The sequence below is a fragment of the Agromyces sp. Root1464 genome, from assembly GCF_001427265.1.
GTDB classification, from domain to species: domain Bacteria; phylum Actinomycetota; class Actinomycetes; order Actinomycetales; family Microbacteriaceae; genus Agromyces; species Agromyces fucosus.
On the sequence record NZ_LMFU01000002.1, the window covers coordinates 2,071,426 to 2,090,695 of the forward strand.

Consider the following 19,270-nt stretch of genomic DNA (forward strand, 5'->3'; position numbering starts at 1 on the left):
TCTACGAGGCTCCTGCCACGGTCTTGTCGTCGTACCAGGGCGCGAGACGCTTGCGCAGCACCGAGATGAGGCCGAGGGTGAGGTTCGCGATGATGACCATGACGATGACCATGGCGATCGCCTCGGCCATCTCGAACTGGTACGCCGCGAACTCGAGCATGTGGCCGAGCCCGCCCGTGCCGCCGAGGAACTCGCCGAGCACCTCTCCCGTGAATCCGAGCGCTGCGCCGCGCTGGATGCCGGCGAGGCTGTACGGCAGCGTCGCCGGGAAGATGACCTTCCAGCCGAGCGCGATGCCGTTGACGCCGTACACCCGGCCCGCGTTCACGAGCGAGGTGTTGACCGTGACGGCACCCTCCATCGTGTTGAGGATGATCGGGAAGACCGCGAGGAGGAACACGAGGGCGATCTTGGATTCGCTGCCGAGCCCGAGCACGAGGATGAAGAGCGGCGCGAGCGCCACCTTCGGCGTCGAGTAGAGCAGCCAGAGGAACGGAGCCACCGTGAAGCGGAGCACCGGCGACCACCCGACCGCGAGGCCGACCACGACGCCCACCACGATCGCGAGCACGAGGCCGATCGCGAGGTTCTGCAGGCTGTACCAGAACGCGTTCCAGAACTCGGGGTCCACGAGCAGTTCGAGGAAGGCGGCGAAGACCGCAGTGGGCGGCGGGAGGAATGCCTCGGGAACGAGGTGCAGCCAGCTGACCGCCGCCTCCCAGATGAGGAGGATCGCGGCGATCACGCCGAGCAGCACCAGGGTCCACTTCGCCTCCCCTCGACGCACGAGGCGGCGCGGGCGCACGATGCGCATGGTGCCGGTCGCGGAGGTGACGCTCATCGGCGGCCCTTCCTCGTCCACGGGGCGACCCAGCGTTCGACGAGGGTCACCACCTGGGTCATGCTGACGCTCCAGACCACCACGATCGCGATCGCGGCGAAGGCCTGGTCGGTCTGATAGGTGTTCGCGGCGCGGATGATGACCGCGCCGATGCCGGCCGAGGACCCGGCCATCTCGGCGACCACCATGCCGATCGTCGCAAGCACGACCGCTTGGCGGAGTCCCGCGAAGAGGAACGGCACGGTCGACGGCAGGTACACCGAACGGTAGAGCCGCAGCCGGCTCGCGCCGTAGACGCGGCCGGCCCGGATGATCGAGGCGTTCGTCGTGCGCATGCCCGCGGCGATGTTCAGGAGGATCGGGAACATCGCGCTGATCGCCACGAGGAAGACGACCGGGCCGATGCCGAATCCGAACCACGCCTTGGCGAGCGGCTGGTAGGCGATCGTGGGCGTCGCGTAGATCGTCCACGCGATCGGTCCGACCACCCGGTCGACGGGTAGCGAGGCGCCCATGAGGAGCCCGACCGGGATGCCGACGACGACGGCGATCACGAACCCCGTGAGCCACGCCTGCAGCGAGATCGCGAGGTTCGCCGCCAGCGTTCCGCTCGCGACGAGCTCGCCGAACCCCTGCGCGATCGCGAGGGGCGGCGGGAAGAAGACCGGGTTGATCCAGCCGAACACCCCGACCACGAGCTGCCAGATGACCAGCATCACGACGACCTCGATCGCGAGCACGCCGGCCTTGCCCGCCGCGCTCAGCCCGGCGAGCCACGCGCCGATGCCGCCGCGACCGAGGTTCGGTCCGCTGGCGAGGAAGGCGCTCATTTCGAGACCGCCGCCGCCGTCGCCTCGCCCTGCAGGGCATCCCACAGGTGGTCGCGCAGCTCGAGGAAGCGCGGGTCGGACTGCACGCTCCGCTCGGACCGCGGCCGCTCGAGCCGTGTCTCGATGACCTCCTTGATCGCGCCGGGGTGGCTCTTGAACACCACGATCCGGTCGCCGAGGAGGATGGCCTCCTCGATCGAGTGGGTGATGAACAGCACCGTCTTGCCGGTCGCGGCGATGAGCTTCTCGATCTCGTCGCGCATGACCTCGCGCGTGAGGGCGTCGACCGCGCCGAGGGGCTCGTCCATGAGCAGGATCCGCGGCTGGGCCACGATCGCGCGGGCGAGGCCGACGCGCTGCTGCATGCCGCCCGAGAGCTCGCGCGGGTACGAGGACTCGAATCCGGCCAGGCCGACGAGCTCCACCGCCTCCTGCACGCGGTCGCGCCATCCGGGACCCTTGAGCCCCTTCTGCATCTCGAGACCGAACCGCACGTTGTCGAAGACGGTGCGCCACGGCAGCAGCGCGTAGTCCTGGAACACCACGGCGCGATCGGGGCCCGGGCCCGTGATGGGCTCGCCGCCGACGAGCACGGTGCCCGAACTCGGCTTCACGAGGCCTGCTACGACGTTCATGAACGTCGTCTTGCCGCATCCCGACGGGCCGAGCACCGTGACGAACTCGCCCTCGTGCACGTCGAGGTCCACCCCCTCGATCGCGGTGAGGGTCTTGCCGGTGCGGGCCACGTGGTAGGTCACCGACAGGTCCCGCACCGAGATGAGTGGTGCGGATGCCTCGCGCCCGCGCGGTTCGATGGTCGTCGTCATTCGCTCCTCCTCGTTGAGGTTTCGTGTCGATATCTTCGCCGGTCGAGGAGCGAAGCCCCTCCGCCGGTCGAGTAGCGGAGCGTATCGAGACCCTTGGAGCGTGGTCTCGATACGCTCGCTTCGCTCGCTACTCGACCGACGTCAGTGCGGGCTCCCGCAGCTTCGGCAGCACCTCGTTGCCGAGGAGTTCGATCTGCTCGAAGAAGCGGTCGAACTTGAAGCGGAAGTCGAAGACGAGGTGGTCGACGCCGGTCGCCTGGAACTTCCTGACCTCCTCGACGGCCTCGTCGGGATTGCCGACGATGAGCTGGCCCTCGAGATCCTCGACGGTCTCGAACACGCCCGACGGCGGCTTGACGGCGAACTTGGCCTTGTTGGCCCACGCGAGTAGGCCGGGGACGTTGACGTCCTTCAGCGCCTCCTCGCGCGTCTCCTCGATCGAGGTGGGCGGGATCACGCCGACGGTCGGCATCGGGCGGCCCGAGGCATCCGTCATCTCTCGCATCACGCCCATGCGCTTCTCGATCGAGGCGAGCGAGATGCGGCCGGGCATCCAGCCGTCGGCATACTCGGCGGCGAGGCGGGCCGAGCGGGGTGTCGCGCCGCAGTACCAGAACGGCACGCGGCCCCCGACGGGCTTGGGCTCGATGGTGACGTTCTCGAACGAGAAGATGCCGTCGTCGTAGGTGACGTCGTTCTCGGTGAACACGCGCTTCAGGATCTCGGCGTTCGAGCGCACCATCTCGACGCGGTCCATGTCGCCCCATCCGATGGCCTCGAACTCGTGGTCGAAGGTGCCGGCGCCGAATCCGAGGATGAGGCGCGGGCCGAGCAGCTGGGTCATGGTGCCGGCCATGAGCGCGGTGACGAGCGGGTGTCGGAACGGGATGAGCGACCCGGTGCCGAGCTCGATCTTGTCGGTGACCGCGCCGATCGCCGTGAGCGTCGTGAGCGCGTCGTAGAACGTGCGGTTGGGCTTCTCCATCTCGCCGTGCGGTTCGAAGACGAGGTGGTCGCGCACCCAGACCGAATCGAATCCGAGCTCCTCGGCTCGCTTGGAGCCTTCGAGCAGCTTCTCCTTGCTCGCCTCTTCGCCGAAGTGCGGCAGCAGCAGACCGAATTTCATGGTCAGTTCCCTTCTGTTGCGGCCAGTTCGGCCGATCGTGCGGCCGGAGCGGCCGCGAGCTTCCCGAAACCGGGCTCGCCGACGACGATGCCGTCGGCGTAGACGTCGTGGCCGCGCACGAGCGTGCGCTCGATGCGGGCGCTGATGGTGCGGCCGTTGTAGGGGGTCCAGCCGATCTTCGACAGCACGTCGTCGTCGGTGATGGTCCACTCGTGCGCCAGGTCGGCGATCACGATGTCGGCGTCGGCGCCGACGCTGAGCGCGCCCTTCACGCCGCCGAGGCCGAACTTCTCGGCCGGCACCTCGGCCACCATCTCGACGACGCGCTCGAGGTCGAGCTCACCGCGGTTCACGGCGTCGAGCATGAGCTCGTAGTAGTACTGGATGCCGGGCGTGCCGGTGTGGGCGCTCCACATCTCGGTCCAGCCGATCTCCTTCTCCTCGCGCGTGTGCGGCGCGTGGTCGGAGCTCGCGACGTCGATCGTGCCGTCGCGCATGCCCTCCCAGATGGCGGCCCGGTTATCGTCGGGCACCCAGTAGCTGAGCGCGTACGGGCCGAGGGTCTCGACGTCGTGCCAGGTGGAGAGGAACGGCGCCCAGTGGTTCACCTCGCACGTCACGTCGACGCCGGCGGCCTTCGCGCGGCGCACGGCCTCGATCGAGCGGCGGGTCTGGATGTGGGCGATGTGCACGGGGCATCCGGATGCCTCGGCGAGCCGCAGCACGACGTCGATGGCCGTGTCCCAGATGACGCCCTCGCGAGCGGCGTACGCCGAGGCGTACCCCTGGGGCGTGTTGTCGCCGCGGGCCAGCACCTCGCCCTCGATGTAGTCCATGAGCGCCTGGTCGTGCGGGTGCACGATGAAGCGCTTCCCGGTCGTCGCGATGCGGTCCATGATCTGCAGCAGGTGGCCGTGGTCGTGGATGCCGGTGCCCGCGGGGTGCGGGTAGGTGCGGCCGGTGTCGACGACCATGTAGATCTTGAAGGCGTTGATGCCCATCGCCGCCATCGGCTCGATCTCGTCGAACTTCGTGGGCGCGGGGTTGTGGTTCCAGTCGACGATCGACGACGAGGCGTACCGCTCGAAGACGTCGGTGAGGCTCGCGACGTCGACCGTCGGCGGCTTCAGGTTCGGCATGCCGAAGATCGTCGTCACGCCGCCCGCGGCGGCCTGGCGGGTCGTCGTGAGGATGTCGTCCTTGTGCTCGTACCCGGGCTCGCGGGTGTGCACGTGCACGTCGACCATGCCGGGCAGCACGAGGCGGCCGGATGCGTCGATGGTGCGATCGCTCGCGACGTCCACGTCGCTCGCCACGATGCCGGCGATGCGGCCGTCGTGCACGAGCAGGTCTCCGGCGACGGGGCCGCTCGGGGTGACGACGGTGCCGCCGATGATTCTCAGGTCGATGCTCACTGCGGTGCCTCCAGGCGTTCTTCGGTCTCGCCCTGGCCGGGCGCGGCGGTGGTGCGGATCTCGACGTCGCTCGGCTGCACGTGGCGGTCGAACCAGTCGACGATGCGCGGGGTGGTCTGCTCCCAGTAGCGGTCGTAGGCCGCGTAGTGGGTGGTGTGCCGCTGCATGATCAGCTGCTTGGGGCCCTTCGCGGCGGCGTACAGCGCCTCGGCGTGGTCGGTGGGCGTGGTCGCGTCACCCTCGACGCCGATCACGAGGAGCGGCGTGGTGAGGCGGCTCGCGGCGTCGATCGGGCGGTAGGCGAGGATCTCCTCGGCGCTCGAGAGCGAGATCGCGCTGGGGATGCGATCGTCGACGTCGGCCTTGATCGTCGTCGCCCGGCGCTCGGGCGTCGGCACCATGATCTCCTCGCGCGGGTGCACGAGGCGGCCGGCGCCGGTGGCGACCCTGAGCCTGCGGTCCTCGTCGAGGCTCGCGAGGAAGGCGAGCCATTCGTGCTCCTGGCGCATGCGGTGCAGCCAGTCGGTGCCGTCGGCGACGGGCACCTGGCTCACGGCGGCCTTGACGCGAGGATCGGCGCCTGCGAGCAGCACGGCGTTGCCGCCACCTGTGCCGCCGGTGCCGAAGGTGCCGATCGCGTCGGCGATGACATCGTCGCGGGTGGTCAGGTAGGTGACCGCGTTCACGAGGTCCTGCAGCTGGCGCGCCGGCGAGAGCACGCCGCGGTCGCCGCCGGAGTCGCCGAAGCCGCGGTAGTCGAAGACGAGCACGGCGAAGCCGGCTGCGACGAGCGCCTCGTGGTAGCGCACGTAGAGCTTGGCGTCCTTCAAGCCGAGCCATCCGGGCCCCTGGACGATGGCGCGGAAGGGGCCGGGGGCATCGGGCGTGCGCCAGAGCGCGGCGATGCGGTCCCCTTCGCTGTAGAACTCGACCGGCGTCGTCTGCATGTCTCGCGGGTCCTCTCGGGTTGTGAATGCCTCATTGCGATTCGCGAGCCGTAGCCCGCTACGGAGATCATGACCTATTTTGGATCCAGAATCCAGTATTGAGTTCCGGGAGCTCCCGGGCCTAGGATGATGGCGACCGCCGGTGTGCTTTCACCGGTCGTGATGGCCCGGGATTGGGCCGTGTGTCGCCGACCATGTCGGATCCATTCGCACGCAACCCGGAGGCCTCATGCCCGTTCAGCCCACCCCTCGACACAACGCACGCCTCGCCATGGCGGCGCTCGCCCCCGCCGTCGCCGCCCTGCTCCTCGCCGGCTGCGCCAGCACGTCGACGGCCGACGCCCCGCCCGAGGCATCCGACCCGGCGACCGCCGCGTTCCCGCTCACGATCGACAACTGCGGCACCGAGGTGACCTTCGCGGCAGCGCCCGAGCGCGTCGTGACGATCAAGTCGTCGACGCTCGAACTGCTGCTCGCCCTCGGGCTCGAAGACCGCGTCGTCGGCTCGGCGTTCAGCGACGGCCCCGTTCCCGACGCCTACGCCGACGCCGCGTCGGGCATCGAAGCGCTCTCCGAGAAGGTGCCGTCGCAGGAGGCGACGCTCGCGGCCGAGCCCGACCTCGTCTTCGCCGGGTGGGAGTCCAACCTCTCCGCCGAGGGCGCCGGCGATCGCGAGACGCTCGCGAAGCTCGGCGTCGCGACGTACGTCGCACCCGCCGCGTGCAAGGGCGAGGGCTACATGCCGAACCCGCTCACCTTCGACGAGGTCTTCCGCGAGTTCGAGGAGGCCGGCGACATCTTCGGCGTTCCGGATGCCGCGGCCGACCTCGTCACGGAGCAGCGCGCCGAGCTCGACGCGATCGAGCCGAACGCCGATGGCCTCACCGCCCTCTGGTACAGCTCGGGCGACGAGACGCCGTTCGTCGGCGCCGGTATCGGCGCACCGCAGATGATCATGCAGGCCGCGGGCCTCGAGAACATCGCGGCCGACGTCGAGGACACGTGGACCTCGATGGGCTGGGAGGCGATCGTCGCCGCGAACCCCGACGTCATCGTGCTCGTCGACGCCGCGTGGAACACCGCCGAGCAGAAGATCGCGCACCTCGAGTCGAACGCCGCGACCGCCGCGCTGCCCGCCGTGCAGGAGCAGCGCTACCTCGTCGTCGACTTCCCGGCGACCGAGGCCGGCGTGCGCAACGTCGGCGCCGTCGCGTCGCTCGTCGACCAGCTCGGAGCCCTCGGCTGATGTCCCGCACCCCCGTCGGTCGAGGAGCGAGCGCCAGCGAGCGTATCGAGACCACAGCTCCGAGCATCGGGCCGCGGGGTCTCGATACGGGCGCAGAGCGCCCTCCTCGACCGGCGGACGGGGCGGGCGCAAAGCGCCCTACTCGACCGGCGACAGGGCGCGGTCGCACGGCGGCGTGGGCCGTCGCACTCGGTGCCGCGCTCGCGGCCTCCGTCGTCGCAGCCGTCACCATCGGACCGGCCGGGCTCGCCCCGTCCGACGTCGTCGCTAGCATCCTGGCGCACCTCGGCATCGGCGAGCCGACCCTCAGCCCGCTCCGCGACGGCATCGTGTGGGAGCTCCGGATGCCCCGGGTGCTCACCGCCGCCGCGGTCGGCGCCGGTCTCGCGCTCTGCGGTGCCGTGATGCAGGCGCTGACCCGCAACCCGCTCGCCGACCCCTACCTGCTCGGGCTCTCCTCGGGCGCCTCGGTCGGCGCCGTCATCGTGATCGTGCTCGGCGTCGGCCTGCTCCTGCCGTTCGCCGCGTTCGCCGGGGCGCTCGTCGCCCTCGTCGCAACGCTCGCCCTCGCGGGCGCCGCGGGGCGTGGCTCGGCGCGCGGCTCGGGCGGCGGCCTCTCCCCCACGCGCACCGTGCTGGCCGGTCTCGCCGTCTCGTCGATGTTCGGCGCCATCACGAGCCTCGTCATCTTCTGGAGCGCCACGGGCGACAGCTACCGCGAGATCCTCAACTGGCTGCTCGGCTCGCTCGCCGGCACCGACTGGGTCTCGGTTGCGATCGCGGGCGGGGCGCTCGTCGCCATCGGCATCCCGCTCATCGCGAGTGCGCGCACCCTCGACGCGTTCGCGTTCGGCGATGCCGCGGCATCCGCTCTCGGCGTGCACGTGGGGCGCAGCCGGCTGCTGCTGCTCGGCGGAACCGCCCTGCTCACCGGCGCGCTCGTCGCCGTGAGCGGATCGATCGGGTTCGTCGGCCTGATCCTGCCGCACGGCGTGCGCCTGCTCGTGGGTTCGCGCCATCGCGCACTGCTGCCGCTCTCGGCACTCGCTGGCGCACTGTTCCTGGTCTGGGCCGACACCGCCGCGCGCACGCTCTTCGACCCCCGCGAGCTGCCCGTCGGCATCATCACGGCGCTCGTCGGCGGGCCGGTGTTCGCCCTGCTCCTGATGCGACGGAGGGTCTCATGACCGACGGGACCGAGCGCACTCGCCCTGCTCCTGATGCGACGGAGGGTCTCATGACCGACGGCCTCGATCTCTCGCGCGTGCGCTTCTCGCGCACCGGCCGGCTCGTCGTCGACGAGGTCGACGTCACCGTGCCCGCAGGCGCCCTCGGCGCGCTGCTCGGCCCGAACGGCGCCGGCAAGTCCACCCTGCTGCACCTCATCGCGGGCATCGAGCGAGCGGATGCCGGTGCGCTCGCCTTCGCCGGACACGACCTCGCCGCGCTGCGCCGCCGCGACCGGGCGCGCCGCATCGCGCTCGCCGAGCAGGAGACGCACGAGGCCCCCGAGCTGCGCGTGCACGAGGTCGTCGCACTCGGCCGCACCCCGCACCTCGGGCCGTGGTCGGGCCTCGGCGACCGCGATCATGCCGTCGTCGCCGAATCGCTCGCGGTGCTCGGCCTTGAACCGCTCGCCGCGCGCGAGTACGCGACGCTCTCGGGCGGCGAACGCCAGCGGGTGAACCTTGCGAGGGCGCTCGCGCAGGAGCCCGAACTGCTGCTGCTCGACGAACCGACCAACCACCTCGACGTGCGCGCCCAGCTCACGAGCCTCGAGCTGCTCCGCACCCTTGCCGGGTCGGGGCGCACGGTGCTCGCTGCGCTGCACGACCTCGGGCTCGCGGCCGCGTACGCGGACCACGTGATCGTGCTCGACGGCGGCCGGGTCGTGGCAGCCGGAAACCCGGCCGAGGTACTCGAGCCCGGGCTCATCCGCGACGTCTGGGGTGTCGAGGCCGAGGTGCTCGCGCACCCCTCGACGGGGCGGCCGATCATCGCCTACTCGGGCGTCTCGTCGGCGCGCACGCCCGAGGTCGCGCTCGACCCGCGCACCTGACGCACCGGGCGAGCCGGATGCCGGGCGAGTCGGATGTCGAGCGAGCCGGATGCCGGGCGCCGGCGGACCTACTGCGGCGCGTCGGCCTCTGCACGCTCGCGCGTGTTGCGTGCGATCTCCTCGGTCGCGTCCGCGATCCGGCGCAGCGCTCCGATGACGCTGATACCGCCGAAGAAGACGCACAGCGCGATGCCCCACAGCAAGAAGTCCATGCGGTGAGCATAGGGCGCGATCGGCCTGCGACGTCGGCTTCGGAGCCGACGGCGCCTCTGGTCGTGTGGAGTCCCAGCCGGGTGGGTTGTCCTCGACGATGCCGGTACCGAAGTACCGAAGTACCGAAGTACCGGGGCTCTCCACCACAACTGCTCGTCCCGGCGCCCAGACCCGGGCGCGCGTTGCCCCGGGAGGACGCGGGGCTGAGCGCCGTACTGGGACACGCCGGTCGCGCGCAGGCACGCGGGCGGGCGGGCGGGCGAGGCGATCCGGAGAACCTCGGCAAGAACGCCGGCGGTCGACCACGGCAGCAGCGTGTCGAATGCCACACCTCGATCAATCTCCAATCCATCTCGCAGGCCGGTGCGAAGCTGGGACAATGACGACACTCCGCGACCGCCTCCGAAGCACACCCTCGATCGTGGGCAAGCCGCCGCGCTTCGATCCGCTGACCGCGCCTGATGAACCGCAGGAACTGTTCGTCGACTGGCTGGACACCGCGCTCGCTGCAGAGGTCTCCGAGCCGCACGCGCTCACCCTGTCGACCGTCGACCGCGAAGGGCGACCGGATGCTCGCATCCTCGTGCTCAAGGACGTGACCGCAGACGGGTCGTTCGAGATCGCCACCGGAGACGAGTCGGCGAAAGGCAAGCAAATCGATGCCAACCCGCATGTCGCGCTCACGTTCTACTGGTCGCCGCTGGCCCGATCCGTTCGCGTACGAGGTCTCGCCGAGCGAGCGACCCCAGCCGAGTCCGCCTCGGATTTCATCGCCCGCAACCCGGCGGCGAAGGCGATCGCCCTGGCAGGCCGCCAGAGCGCACCCCTCCTCGACCTCGAGGAACGAGACCGCATCGTCGCGGGCAACCTCGCACGACTCGAGTCGGAACCCGGCCTCACGTCGACGGAGTGGACCGTGTGGCGTGTCCGGCCCGCGAGCGTCGAGTTCTGGCAAGGCGATCCCAGCCGAAACCACCTGAGGTTGCGGTACGAGCGAACCGAGTCCGGATGGGAACGACGGCAGCTCTGGGCGTGAACGACCGAGCCATCTCGCAGCACACACGTTCAGCGGGCTCGACTCGCAACCAATTGCGCGTGAAGACGGCCAGGCCAGTCCCCTCCGCGGACGCGTAGCCTGAAGGGATGACGCGAACGGCCTACGAGGCGCAGCCCCGCGACCAACTTCTCGACGGCATCGCCGAGGAGTTCCTGCACCATGCCTCCCGCGGGCGCCGGCTCTTCGCGGTCGACGCCGCGGCGACGGCCGATGCCGCCGGTTTCGCCGACGACCTCGCGTCCGCGCTGACCGCACGCGGACAGACGGTGGTACGTGCATCCGTCGGCCCCGTCGACGAGACCTCCCTCCGCACCGAGGTCGTCGAACCGTTCCGTGCAGGTACCATGCCCGGGGCATCCGACGACTCGGTGCTCGTCGTCGACGGGCGGGGCCTGCTCGACGATGCCGTGCGCGGTATCTGGCACTTCTCGGTGTGGCTCATGGCCGGCGACGAACTGCCGCACTCCGGGGCATCCGTCATCGTCGACGTCACCGACGACGCGGCACCGAGCCGGTTCTTCTACGACTACTGCGCGCTGCCGCCGAGCGTGAACCGACCCGGGCTGCGCTGACCGGCAGGGGGCGACGCGGATCACCTCAACCCGTTGCCGCCCGCGGTGGGGAGGTCTACGGTGAGGGCATCCACCAGGTTGTACCCGATTCGGGGGGTCCCAAATGGTCAACGTCGTTCGCCGCTCCGCGCTTCGCCGCATGAGCGCAGCACTCGCCGCCACGCTCACGGTCGGAGCTCTCGCCGCAGCCGCTCCGGCCTCCGCGGCGCCGCCATCCGCGCTCGCACCCGCGGGCCTGTACGCGGCCGGGCGGCCGGCACCACCCGCACCGTCGACCTCGGCGGGGTACGGCGGCGCCGTGTCATCCGTCGACGCCGAGGCGAGCGCCGCGGGCCTCGAAGTGCTGCGCAAGGGCGGGAACGCCGTCGACGCGGCCGTGGCCACGGCCGCCGCCCTCGGCGTCACCGAGCCCTACAGCGCCGGCATCGGCGGCGGCGGGTACCTCGTGTACTTCGACGCCGAGTCCGGCGAGGTCACCACGATCGACGGGCGCGAGACCGCACCCGCGACGATGCCGACCGACGCGTTCATCGACCCCGCGACGGGCCAGCCCTACCCCTTCGCCGCCGCCGTCTCGTCCGGACTCTCGGTCGGCGTGCCGGGCACGCTCGCGACCTGGGAGGCCGCGCTCGACCGGTTCGGCACCGAGTCGCTGCACGAGATGCTGAAGCCCTCGATCCTGCTCGCCACCCGCGGATTCCGGGTCGACGAGACATTCGCGCAGCAGACGGCCGCGAACGCTGCTCGGTTCGCGGCGTTCCCAGCGACCGCCGAGCTGTTCCTGCCGAACGGCGCGCCGCCGGTGGTCGGGTCGACCTTCAAGAACCCCGACCTCGCGAAGACGCTCCGGGAGATCGCGGTGCACGGCACCGATGTCTTCTACGAGGGCTCCCTCGCCGACGAGATCGCCGCCATCGCGCAGGACCCGCAGACCGATCCGGCGGCGACCCTGCCCGCGTACCCCGGCTACCTCACCGCCGAGGACCTCGCCGCGTACGAGGTGCTCGAGCAGGACCCCACGCACGTGGCCTACCGCGGACTCGACGTCTACGGCATGGCGCCGTCGTCGTCGGGCGGCACGACGGTCGGCGAATCGCTGAACATCCTCGAGAACTTCGACCTCGCGGGTGAATCGGTGCCGCAGGCGCTGCACCTCTACCTCGAGGCCACCGCGCACGCCTTCGCCGACCGCAACGCCTACGTCGGCGACCCCGCCTTCGTCGACGTGCCCACCGAGACCCTGCTGAGCCAGGACTTCGCCGATGCACGCGCCTGCGTGATCGATCCGGATGCCGCGTCGGTCAAGCCCGTGGCGCCGGCACCGCTCGACGCGGCGGGATGCGAGCTCGCCGCCGTGGCCGACCCTGTCGACACCGAGAACATCTCGACGACGCACCTCTCAGTGGTCGACCAATGGGGCAACGCCGTCGCCTACACGCTCACGATCGAGCAGACGGGCGGCTCGGGCATGACCGTGCCGGGGCGCGGATTCCTCCTGAACAACGAGCTCACCGACTTCAACTTCGTGCCGAACCCCGCGGATCCGAACACCGTCGAACCCGGCAAGCGCCCGCGCTCGTCGATGTCGCCGACGATCGTGCTCGACGGCGGCGACGTGCGCTACGTGGTCGGCTCGCCGGGCGGGTCCACGATCATCACGACCGTGGCGCAGGTGCTCATGAACCGCATCGACCTCGGCATGACCATGCCCGAGGCGGTCGCAGCCCCGCGGGCGTCGCAGCGCAACACCGTCAACGTCTCGGCAGAGCAGGCGTTCCTCGACGCCTACGCCGCCGCGCTCACGCCGTACGGTCACACCTTCGGATCGCCCGCGGAGATCGGTGCGGTCGCGGCCATCGAGGTCGACGCCGACGGGCTCATGACCGCGGTCGCCGAACCGGTCCGACGAGGCGGCGGCACGGGGCTGGTGGTCGAACCGGCTCGGTGAGCCGGCGCCCCCGCCGGTCGAGTAGCGACGAAGGAGCGTATCGAGACCTGTTGCGGGATCTCGATACGGCCCTGGCGGGCCTACTCGATCGGCGGATGAGCCCTGGCGGGCCTACTCGATGGGCGGGTCGCGCCCGACCGATCAGCGCGCCCGCAGCCGCGGCGCGAGGTCGCGCTCGAAGAGCTCCAGGAACCGGCGCTGGTCGTGTCCGGGAGCGTGGAAGACGAGGTGGTTGAAGCCCCAATCCATGTACTGGCCGATCTGCTCGACGACGGCGTCTGGGTCGGTGCCGACGATCCAGCGCTTCGCGATCTCCTCGATCGGCAGGGCGTCGGCGGCCCGCTCCATCTCGACGGGGTCCGTGATGTCGTGCTTCTGCTCCTTCGAGAGCGAGAGCGGCGACCAGAATCGGGTGTTGTCGAGGGCGGTGTCGAGGTCTTCCTCGTACGAGAGCTTGATCTCGATCATGCGGTCGTACTGCTCGAACGTGCGGCCGTCGGTGCGGGCCTCGAGGCCCTCCTTCACTGCGGGCATGAGCTGGTCGGCGTAGAGCTCGGCGCCCTTGCCCGACGTGCAGATGAAGCCGTCGCCCGCACGTCCGGCGTACTTCGCGACCTGCGGGCCGCCGGCGGCGATGTAGATCGGCACGCCGCCCTCTGGCCGGTCGTAGATCGAGGCGTCGTGGGTCGAGTAGAACTCGCCGTCGAAGCTGACCTGGCCCTCCTCGCTCCAGAGCGCGCGCATGAGGCGCACCGACTCGCGCAGGCGTGCGTAACGCTCGCGGAACTCGGGCCACTCCTGCTCGCCGGCGCCCTGGAAGCCCGTGGCGATCTCGTTGAGCGCCTCGCCGGAGCCGACGCCGAGGATGATGCGCCCCGGGTAGAGCACGCCCATCGTTGCGAACGCCTGGGCGAGCACGGCCGGGTTGTAGCGGAAGGTCGGCGTCAGCACCGAGGTGCCGATCTTGATCGTCGAGGTGCGCTCACCGACCGCCGCCACCCAGGCGAGCGAGAACGGGGCATGGCCGCCGGTGTGCCGCCAGGGCTGGAAGTGGTCGCTCGTGAACACCGACTCCATGCCGTGCTGTTCGGCGGCGACCGCGATTTCGACGAGCTCGCGGGGCGCGAACTGCTCCGCCGAGGCCTTGTATCCGAGAGTGAGCGTCACGGTGTTCCCTTTCTGTTCCGAACCTGGTTTGGGTGGTCGTGCGGCAACGAGCCGTCGGCGAGGCCGGCGACGACTGCGGCCGTGTACACGCCGACCCCCTCGACGAGCGCGGCCTCGAGTGCCGCGATGGTGTCGACGTCGCGACGGAGTCCGGTTCCGATCGATCCGGGCTCGGCGAGCGTGAGGTCGATGAACCCGGCGGCGGCGTGGCGGGCGGCCGAACCGTCGCCGAAGGCGGGTTCGAAGGGCTGCCCGGCGCCGGCCGTCGCGAGCGTCGTGCCCATTCCGTCGAGGTCGGGCACGAAGGCGAGCGGATGCCTCGCAGCGGCGGCGAGGCCGGCTTCGAGTGCCTCGGATGTGAGCGCCGGCAGATCGCCGAGCAGCACCGCGATCGGCACCGGCCCGGCCGCCCGTGCATGGTCGATGCCGCGGCGGATGGCGGCGGTCAGCCCGGTGCGCGGCCCCTCGTCGACCACCTCGGCCCGACCCGCGAGCAGGGCGCCGAGTTCGAGCTCGTCACCGACGACGACGACCTGCTCGACGACCGGGCACGCCGCGGCGGTCTCGATCGTGTCGAGGGCGAAGGCGCGTGCGAGTGCCGCACGCGTCTCGGGGGCGACGTCTCCGGCGAGCCGCGACTTCGCGAGCCCGATCGCCTTCACCGGGATCACCACGATCCAGCCCGTCATGTGCCCGCCCGATCCATCGCGGCCGGCGTCGAGCGCGACGGGCGGGTCGCGAGCGCTTCGGCGTACGCGGAGGCACGGCCTTCGGCGAACCCGGCGGCCCACCCCTCGGCGTGACCCGCTGCGCGACCGGCGTCGTACCCGGCGGCACGCCCTTCGGCGCGGCCCAGTGCGATCGCCTCATCGGTGCCGAGCCGGAAGAGGTCGAGGGCAGGTGCGCGCACGATCGAGTGCGCGCCCGGCAGGTCGAGGGCGCCGACGACATGGCCGAAGCCGCTGACGACGGCGACGGGGCATCCGCTGGTCTTGCCCTTGACCAGGTCGGCCGCTGCAGCGAGCTCGTCGGCGAGGCACGGCATGGTGACGGCGAGCGCTGCGCCGGATGCATCGACGGTGCCGCGCAGGTCGTCGAACACGCGCACCCCAGCGGCGCCGATCGCGACGTCGGTCTGTCCCTCGCGCCATGGCCGGCCGAGCGTGTCGCTCACGATGACGCCGACCTCGACGCCGGTGCGCTCACGGAGGCCCGCGGCGAGGGCGCGGGCGGAGGCGTCGGGATCGACGGGCAGCAGCAGCACCGTGCCCACGGCGGTGTTGCTCGCGTCGACGCCCGCCGCCGCCGCGACGATGCCCAGGCGGTTCTCGACGATGCGGGTCATGCCGCCCGCGTGCTCGCGGGTCGCGACGATGCGCACGGTCTCGGCGGTGATCGCGAGCTCTCGATCGGCGGCGACGTTGACACGCCCCTCGGCCTTCGACACGATCTTCGAGGTGACGACGAGGATGTCGCCGTCGACGAGCGTGCCGGCTGCGGCGGCCGCGATGAGCGCGACCAGGTCGTCGCCCGCTTCGATCTCGGGGATGCCCGGCAGCGCACGCACGCCGAGCGCGCGCGACGTCATCGGCGCAGCCCCGGCAGCACGTCGCGCCCGAAGACCTCGATCCACTCGGCCTGGTTGCGACCGACGTTGTGGAGGTAGATGCGGTCGAAGCCGAGGTCGAGGTAGCGCTGGATGTTCGCCCGGTGCACGTCGGTGTCGGCCGACACGATCATGCGGCCGTCGAAGTCCTCTGGGCGCACGGTTCGCGCGATCTGCTCGAACTCGAACGGCGAGCGGATGTCGCTGCGCCCGAAGCGGAGGCCGCCGATCGGCCACTCGGCGAGCGCGTTGCGCATGGCCTCCTCGTCGGTCGCAGCCCAGGAGAGATGGAGCTGCAGCACCTTCGGCATCTTCGACGCGTCGCGCCCCGACTCGCGCGCACCCTCGGCGAATCGGGCGAGGAGCGGGGCGACGCGGTCGATCGGCGCACTCGTCGTGATGAGGCCGTCGACGTGCTTGCCGGCACGGCGCGCCGTCACGGGTCCGGCCGTCGCGACGAGGATCTCGGGCGCGACCGGCGGCATGGTCCAGAGTCGCGTCGACTCGAGCTTGAAGTTCGGGCCGTCGTGCCGCACGTCGCGGCCGGCGATCGAGCCCGCGAACAGCCGCCTGATGATGTCGACGGCCTCGAACATGCGGTTGATGCGTTCGGGTGCCTCGGGCCAGTACTGGCCGACGATGTGCTCGTTGAGCGCCTCGCCCGACCCGATGCCGAGCCAGTGCCGCCCCGGGTACATCGAGGCGAGCGTCGCGCTCGCCTGTGCGACCACGGCCGGGTGCATGCGGAACGTCGGCGTCGTGACCCCCGGACCCAGATCTCCGCTCGTGCGCTGGCCGATGGCGGCGAGCACGCTCCAGACGAACGACGACTCGCCCTGCCGCGGCACCCACGGCTGGAAGTGGTCGGATGCCATGACGCCCGTGAACCCGTGCTGCTCGGCGAGCGCGGCGAGCGCTACAGCCTCGGTCGGGGGGAACTGCTCGAGCATTGCGGCGTAGCCGATGTGCACTGACACCCCTCCATCCTGACGGGTTCGTCACCCACTGTCATGCGGGTGGCTCCTCGAGTGCCCACGGTCGCGGACGCTGCTCCATTGTTTCGGATACTGGATCCAAAAAGCAAGAGGACGGCGAACATCACTCATCGCGCCCGGCGCGCCGTGCGCGCCGTGCGCGCCGAGCGCTGAGAACGCTCAGTTCAGCTCGGGGTCAGCTCGGGCGCCGGGTCCTCGGCGCGTCGCCGGCCGCAGCCCCCGACTCGGCTTCGAGCAGCTCGAGCACCGCATCGCGAACCCGTTCGAGGTGTTCGCGCAGCACCGTGACCGCGGGGGCGACCTCTCCGGCGGCGACGGCCTCGATCAGCTTCTCGTGAGAATGCCCATGCTCGGACCCGCCGACGAGACGCCAGCCGAGCACGTAGCGCCCGACCTTCAGGCGAAGCTGCTCGATCATCTCCCAGAGCACGGGGTTGCGCTCGGCGTCGTAGAGTTCGGCGTAGAACGCGGCGCGGGCGTCGACGAAGTCCGACCCCTCCTCCTCGGCGTCGGCGATCCGGCCGAGCTCGCGCACGCGCTCGAGCCGCTCGGGCGTCATGTGCTCCATCGACAGGCGCAGGGCCTCGATCTCGAGCAGGGCACGGATGTCGTAGACCTCCCTGGCCTGTGCCGGCGAGAGGGACTTGACCATGGCGCCACGACGATCGTGGAACTCGACGAGCCCGTCGGCTTCGAGCTGGATCAGAGCCGAGCGCACCGGCAGGCGCGAGACCCCGATGAGCTCGGCGAGGGTCTCTTGGCGGAGCTTCTGGCCCGGTACGAGCGCCCCGCTGAGGATCGCGTCGCGCAGGATGTCGTAGACCATGACCCCGACGGAGCGATAGCCCGTGGCGTGCCGACCGGCGAGCTGCTGCAGGGCGGCAGCTCCGCCATCCGATTCGGGAGAACCCGCCCCGTTTCCCTCGACGTGGTCGACCGCATCTGCACCGCGTGTGCTCATGAGACCCGAACCTAGCGGAAAAGTGACGCGCGGCGGCGTTCTGGATCCAAAATTCAGCCGGCGTGGCGCGCTCACTCCGCGGCGGTCAACGGCCCCTCGGACTGCGACTCGTCGAAACCGTCGCGATACCCCTCGTTGTACGCCTCATCGGCGCCGACGCGGAAGAGGTCCCGTTCGGCGGGCCGCTGGATCGACCGGGCACCGGGCAGGTCGAGGTCGCCCACGAGGTGCCCGAGTCCGCTCACGACGGCCACGGGCACGCCCGACGACTTGCCCTTCACGAGCTCGGCGGCGCCCGCGAGCTCGTCGGCCACGCACGGCATGGTGACGGCGAGGGGTTTGCCCGAGGCATCCGTCGACCCGCGCAGGTCGTCGAAGACGTGCACGCCGGCGGCGCCGATCGCGAGATCGGTCTGGCCCTCGCGCCACGGCCGGCCGAGGGTGTCGGAGAGGATGACGCCGACCCGGGCGCCCGTGAGCGCACGGATACCGGTGGCGAGCGCGCGCGCCGAGGCATCCGGGTCGACCGGAAGCAGCAGCACCGTGCCATCTGGCGTGTTCGACGCGTCGACACCCGCGGCGGCCCCGATGATGCCCTGGCGGTTCTCGACGATCCTCGTCACGCCGCCGTCGTAGGCGCGGCTCGCGACGACGCGCACCGTCTCGTCGGTGATCGCCTGCTCGCGGTCGGCGGCCGCGACGATGCGCCCCTCGGCCTTCGAGACGATCTTCGAGGTGATGACGAGGATGTCGCCGTCGCCGAGGTCGGTCGCATCGGCGATGAGCGCGGCGAGGTCGGCCCCCTTCGCGATCTCGGGCAGACCCTCGATGCCTTCGATGCTGAACTTCACGACCACCCCCGGATCTCGCGTATCCCGATCTTCGCAGCTTCGGGCCTCCGCCCGCCAGAACACTGCCGACCACGCGACGCTGCGATATCCTCCCGGCATGGCCACCGACGGCACCGGCTCCCCGGTCGACAACCTCGACGATCGCTCCGACGGGCGCGACGAGACCCGCATCGAACGCCTCGACCGAAACTGGAGCGACATCCTGCAGGAACTGCGCGCGACGCAGACCGGCACGCAGATCATGACGGGCTTCCTGCTCGCCGCGGCGTTCCAGCCCCGCTTCCTCGATCTCGACGGCTACGAGCTCGGGCTCTACCTCGTGCTCGTCGCCCTCGCATGCACCGCGACGCTGCTCGGCTTCGCTCCGGTGATCCTGCATCGCCAGCTGTTCGGACAGCAGCGGAAGGAGCAGATCGTGCGCCGCGGCGACCGGCTCCTGCGGGCGCACCTGCTCGTGGCGACGCTGCTCGCGGTCGGCGTCGCGGGGTTCATCTTCGAGATCGCCCTCGGTCGCATCGCGGGCTTCATCGCCCTGGGCATCGCGCTCGTCGCCGCGGCGCTGCTCTGGATCGTCGTGCCGAGGCTCGCCGGCAGGCGGTCCTGAGCGCA

20 protein-coding genes are annotated in these 19,270 nt (G+C 70.9%); 7 read left to right on the forward strand and 13 right to left on the reverse strand.

Annotated features, from left to right (window positions below):
- Position 1 precedes the first annotated feature (1 nt).
- The 6 genes from ASD23_RS15165 to ASD23_RS15190 form a co-directional block, all read right to left on the reverse strand.
- Positions 2-841, reverse strand: a complete 840-nt coding sequence (locus ASD23_RS15165) for an ABC transporter permease (protein ID WP_056013407.1) — start codon at positions 839-841, stop codon at positions 2-4.
- Entirely contained in the window at positions 838-1,671 is an 834-nt protein-coding gene (locus ASD23_RS15170) for an ABC transporter permease (protein ID WP_056012344.1), read from the reverse strand. Before ASD23_RS15170 ends, ASD23_RS15165 begins: the two co-directional genes overlap by 4 nt.
- Positions 1,668-2,498: an ABC transporter ATP-binding protein gene (locus ASD23_RS15175; protein ID WP_056012347.1), complete on the reverse strand. Its 831-nt coding sequence runs from the start codon at positions 2,496-2,498 to the stop codon at positions 1,668-1,670. Before ASD23_RS15175 ends, ASD23_RS15170 begins: the two co-directional genes overlap by 4 nt.
- 127 nt (positions 2,499-2,625) lie before the next feature.
- Positions 2,626-3,624: an LLM class flavin-dependent oxidoreductase gene (locus ASD23_RS15180; RefSeq protein WP_056012353.1), complete on the reverse strand. Its 999-nt coding sequence runs from the start codon at positions 3,622-3,624 to the stop codon at positions 2,626-2,628.
- 2 nt (positions 3,625-3,626) lie between these two features.
- Positions 3,627-5,039, reverse strand: a complete 1,413-nt coding sequence (locus ASD23_RS15185; RefSeq protein ID WP_082571486.1) for a dihydroorotase — start codon at positions 5,037-5,039, stop codon at positions 3,627-3,629.
- Positions 5,036-5,986: an alpha/beta hydrolase gene (locus tag ASD23_RS15190; protein WP_056012356.1), complete on the reverse strand. Its 951-nt coding sequence runs from the start codon at positions 5,984-5,986 to the stop codon at positions 5,036-5,038. The genes ASD23_RS15185 and ASD23_RS15190 overlap by 4 nt, the downstream gene beginning before the upstream one ends.
- Positions 5,987-6,215: 229 nt before the next feature.
- On the opposite strand from ASD23_RS15190, the gene ASD23_RS15195 reads away from it, so the two are divergent.
- Genes ASD23_RS15195 through ASD23_RS15205 form a run of 3 tightly spaced genes read left to right on the forward strand, consistent with a single transcriptional unit; the run spans position 6,216 to position 9,291 of the window.
- Positions 6,216-7,232: a putative F420-0 ABC transporter substrate-binding protein gene (locus tag ASD23_RS15195; RefSeq protein ID WP_056012358.1), complete on the forward strand. Its 1,017-nt coding sequence runs from the start codon at positions 6,216-6,218 to the stop codon at positions 7,230-7,232.
- Complete coding sequence (locus ASD23_RS15200; RefSeq protein ID WP_082571487.1) at positions 7,232-8,419, forward strand: putative F420-0 ABC transporter permease subunit; 1,188 nt, start codon at positions 7,232-7,234, stop codon at positions 8,417-8,419. The genes ASD23_RS15195 and ASD23_RS15200 overlap by 1 nt, the downstream gene beginning before the upstream one ends.
- A complete protein-coding gene (locus ASD23_RS15205; protein ID WP_235507763.1) occupies positions 8,416-9,291 on the forward strand; it encodes an ATP-binding cassette domain-containing protein in 876 nt (291 codons plus the stop codon). Before ASD23_RS15200 ends, ASD23_RS15205 begins: the two co-directional genes overlap by 4 nt.
- A gap of 68 nt (positions 9,292-9,359) precedes the next feature.
- Here ASD23_RS15205 and ASD23_RS18930 read toward each other — a convergent pair whose 3' ends face one another.
- On the reverse strand, positions 9,360-9,503 hold the full coding sequence (locus ASD23_RS18930) for a hypothetical protein (RefSeq protein WP_157377111.1): 144 nt from the start codon (positions 9,501-9,503) through the stop codon (positions 9,360-9,362).
- A gap of 380 nt (positions 9,504-9,883) precedes the next feature.
- On the opposite strand from ASD23_RS18930, the gene ASD23_RS15210 reads away from it, so the two are divergent.
- The 3 genes from ASD23_RS15210 to ggt all read left to right on the forward strand — a co-directional run bounded on the left by ASD23_RS15210 (position 9,884) and on the right by ggt (position 13,081).
- Positions 9,884-10,540, forward strand: a complete 657-nt coding sequence (locus ASD23_RS15210; RefSeq protein ID WP_056012369.1) for a pyridoxine/pyridoxamine 5'-phosphate oxidase — start codon at positions 9,884-9,886, stop codon at positions 10,538-10,540.
- A gap of 107 nt (positions 10,541-10,647) precedes the next feature.
- A complete protein-coding gene (locus ASD23_RS15215; protein ID WP_056012372.1) occupies positions 10,648-11,133 on the forward strand; it encodes a hypothetical protein in 486 nt (161 codons plus the stop codon).
- A gap of 139 nt (positions 11,134-11,272) precedes the next feature.
- On the forward strand, positions 11,273-13,081 hold the full coding sequence (gene ggt / locus ASD23_RS15220) for a gamma-glutamyltransferase (protein ID WP_442854323.1): 1,809 nt from the start codon (positions 11,273-11,275) through the stop codon (positions 13,079-13,081).
- 141 nt (positions 13,082-13,222) lie between these two features.
- Here the strand turns inward: ggt and fgd are convergent, their stop codons facing one another.
- The 6 genes from fgd to cofE (ASD23_RS15250) form a co-directional block, all read right to left on the reverse strand.
- Positions 13,223-14,248 (reverse strand): glucose-6-phosphate dehydrogenase (coenzyme-F420), encoded by a 1,026-nt coding sequence (fgd, locus tag ASD23_RS15225; protein WP_056012378.1) that lies wholly within the window; start codon positions 14,246-14,248, stop codon positions 13,223-13,225.
- Entirely contained in the window at positions 14,245-14,937 is a 693-nt protein-coding gene (gene cofC / locus ASD23_RS15230; protein WP_056012381.1) for a 2-phospho-L-lactate guanylyltransferase, read from the reverse strand. Before cofC ends, fgd begins: the two co-directional genes overlap by 4 nt.
- Positions 14,934-15,836, reverse strand: coding sequence for a coenzyme F420-0:L-glutamate ligase (cofE, locus tag ASD23_RS15235; RefSeq protein ID WP_082571488.1), 903 nt, complete (start codon positions 15,834-15,836; stop codon positions 14,934-14,936). The genes cofC and cofE (ASD23_RS15235) overlap by 4 nt, the downstream gene beginning before the upstream one ends.
- Complete coding sequence (locus ASD23_RS15240) at positions 15,833-16,804, reverse strand: TIGR03557 family F420-dependent LLM class oxidoreductase (RefSeq protein ID WP_056013413.1); 972 nt, start codon at positions 16,802-16,804, stop codon at positions 15,833-15,835. Before ASD23_RS15240 ends, cofE (ASD23_RS15235) begins: the two co-directional genes overlap by 4 nt.
- A 220-nt stretch (positions 16,805-17,024) precedes the next feature.
- Entirely contained in the window at positions 17,025-17,810 is a 786-nt protein-coding gene (locus ASD23_RS15245; protein ID WP_056012384.1) for a GntR family transcriptional regulator, read from the reverse strand.
- Positions 17,811-17,881: 71 nt separating this feature from the next.
- Positions 17,882-18,661: a coenzyme F420-0:L-glutamate ligase gene (gene cofE, locus ASD23_RS15250; protein WP_056013416.1), complete on the reverse strand. Its 780-nt coding sequence runs from the start codon at positions 18,659-18,661 to the stop codon at positions 17,882-17,884.
- 97 nt (positions 18,662-18,758) lie between these two features.
- On the opposite strand from cofE (ASD23_RS15250), the gene ASD23_RS15255 reads away from it, so the two are divergent.
- The gene (locus ASD23_RS15255; RefSeq protein WP_056012387.1) at positions 18,759-19,265 is read left to right on the forward strand and encodes a DUF6328 family protein; all 507 of its coding nucleotides are present in this window, start codon (positions 18,759-18,761) and stop codon (positions 19,263-19,265) included.
- Positions 19,266-19,270 lie beyond the last annotated feature (5 nt).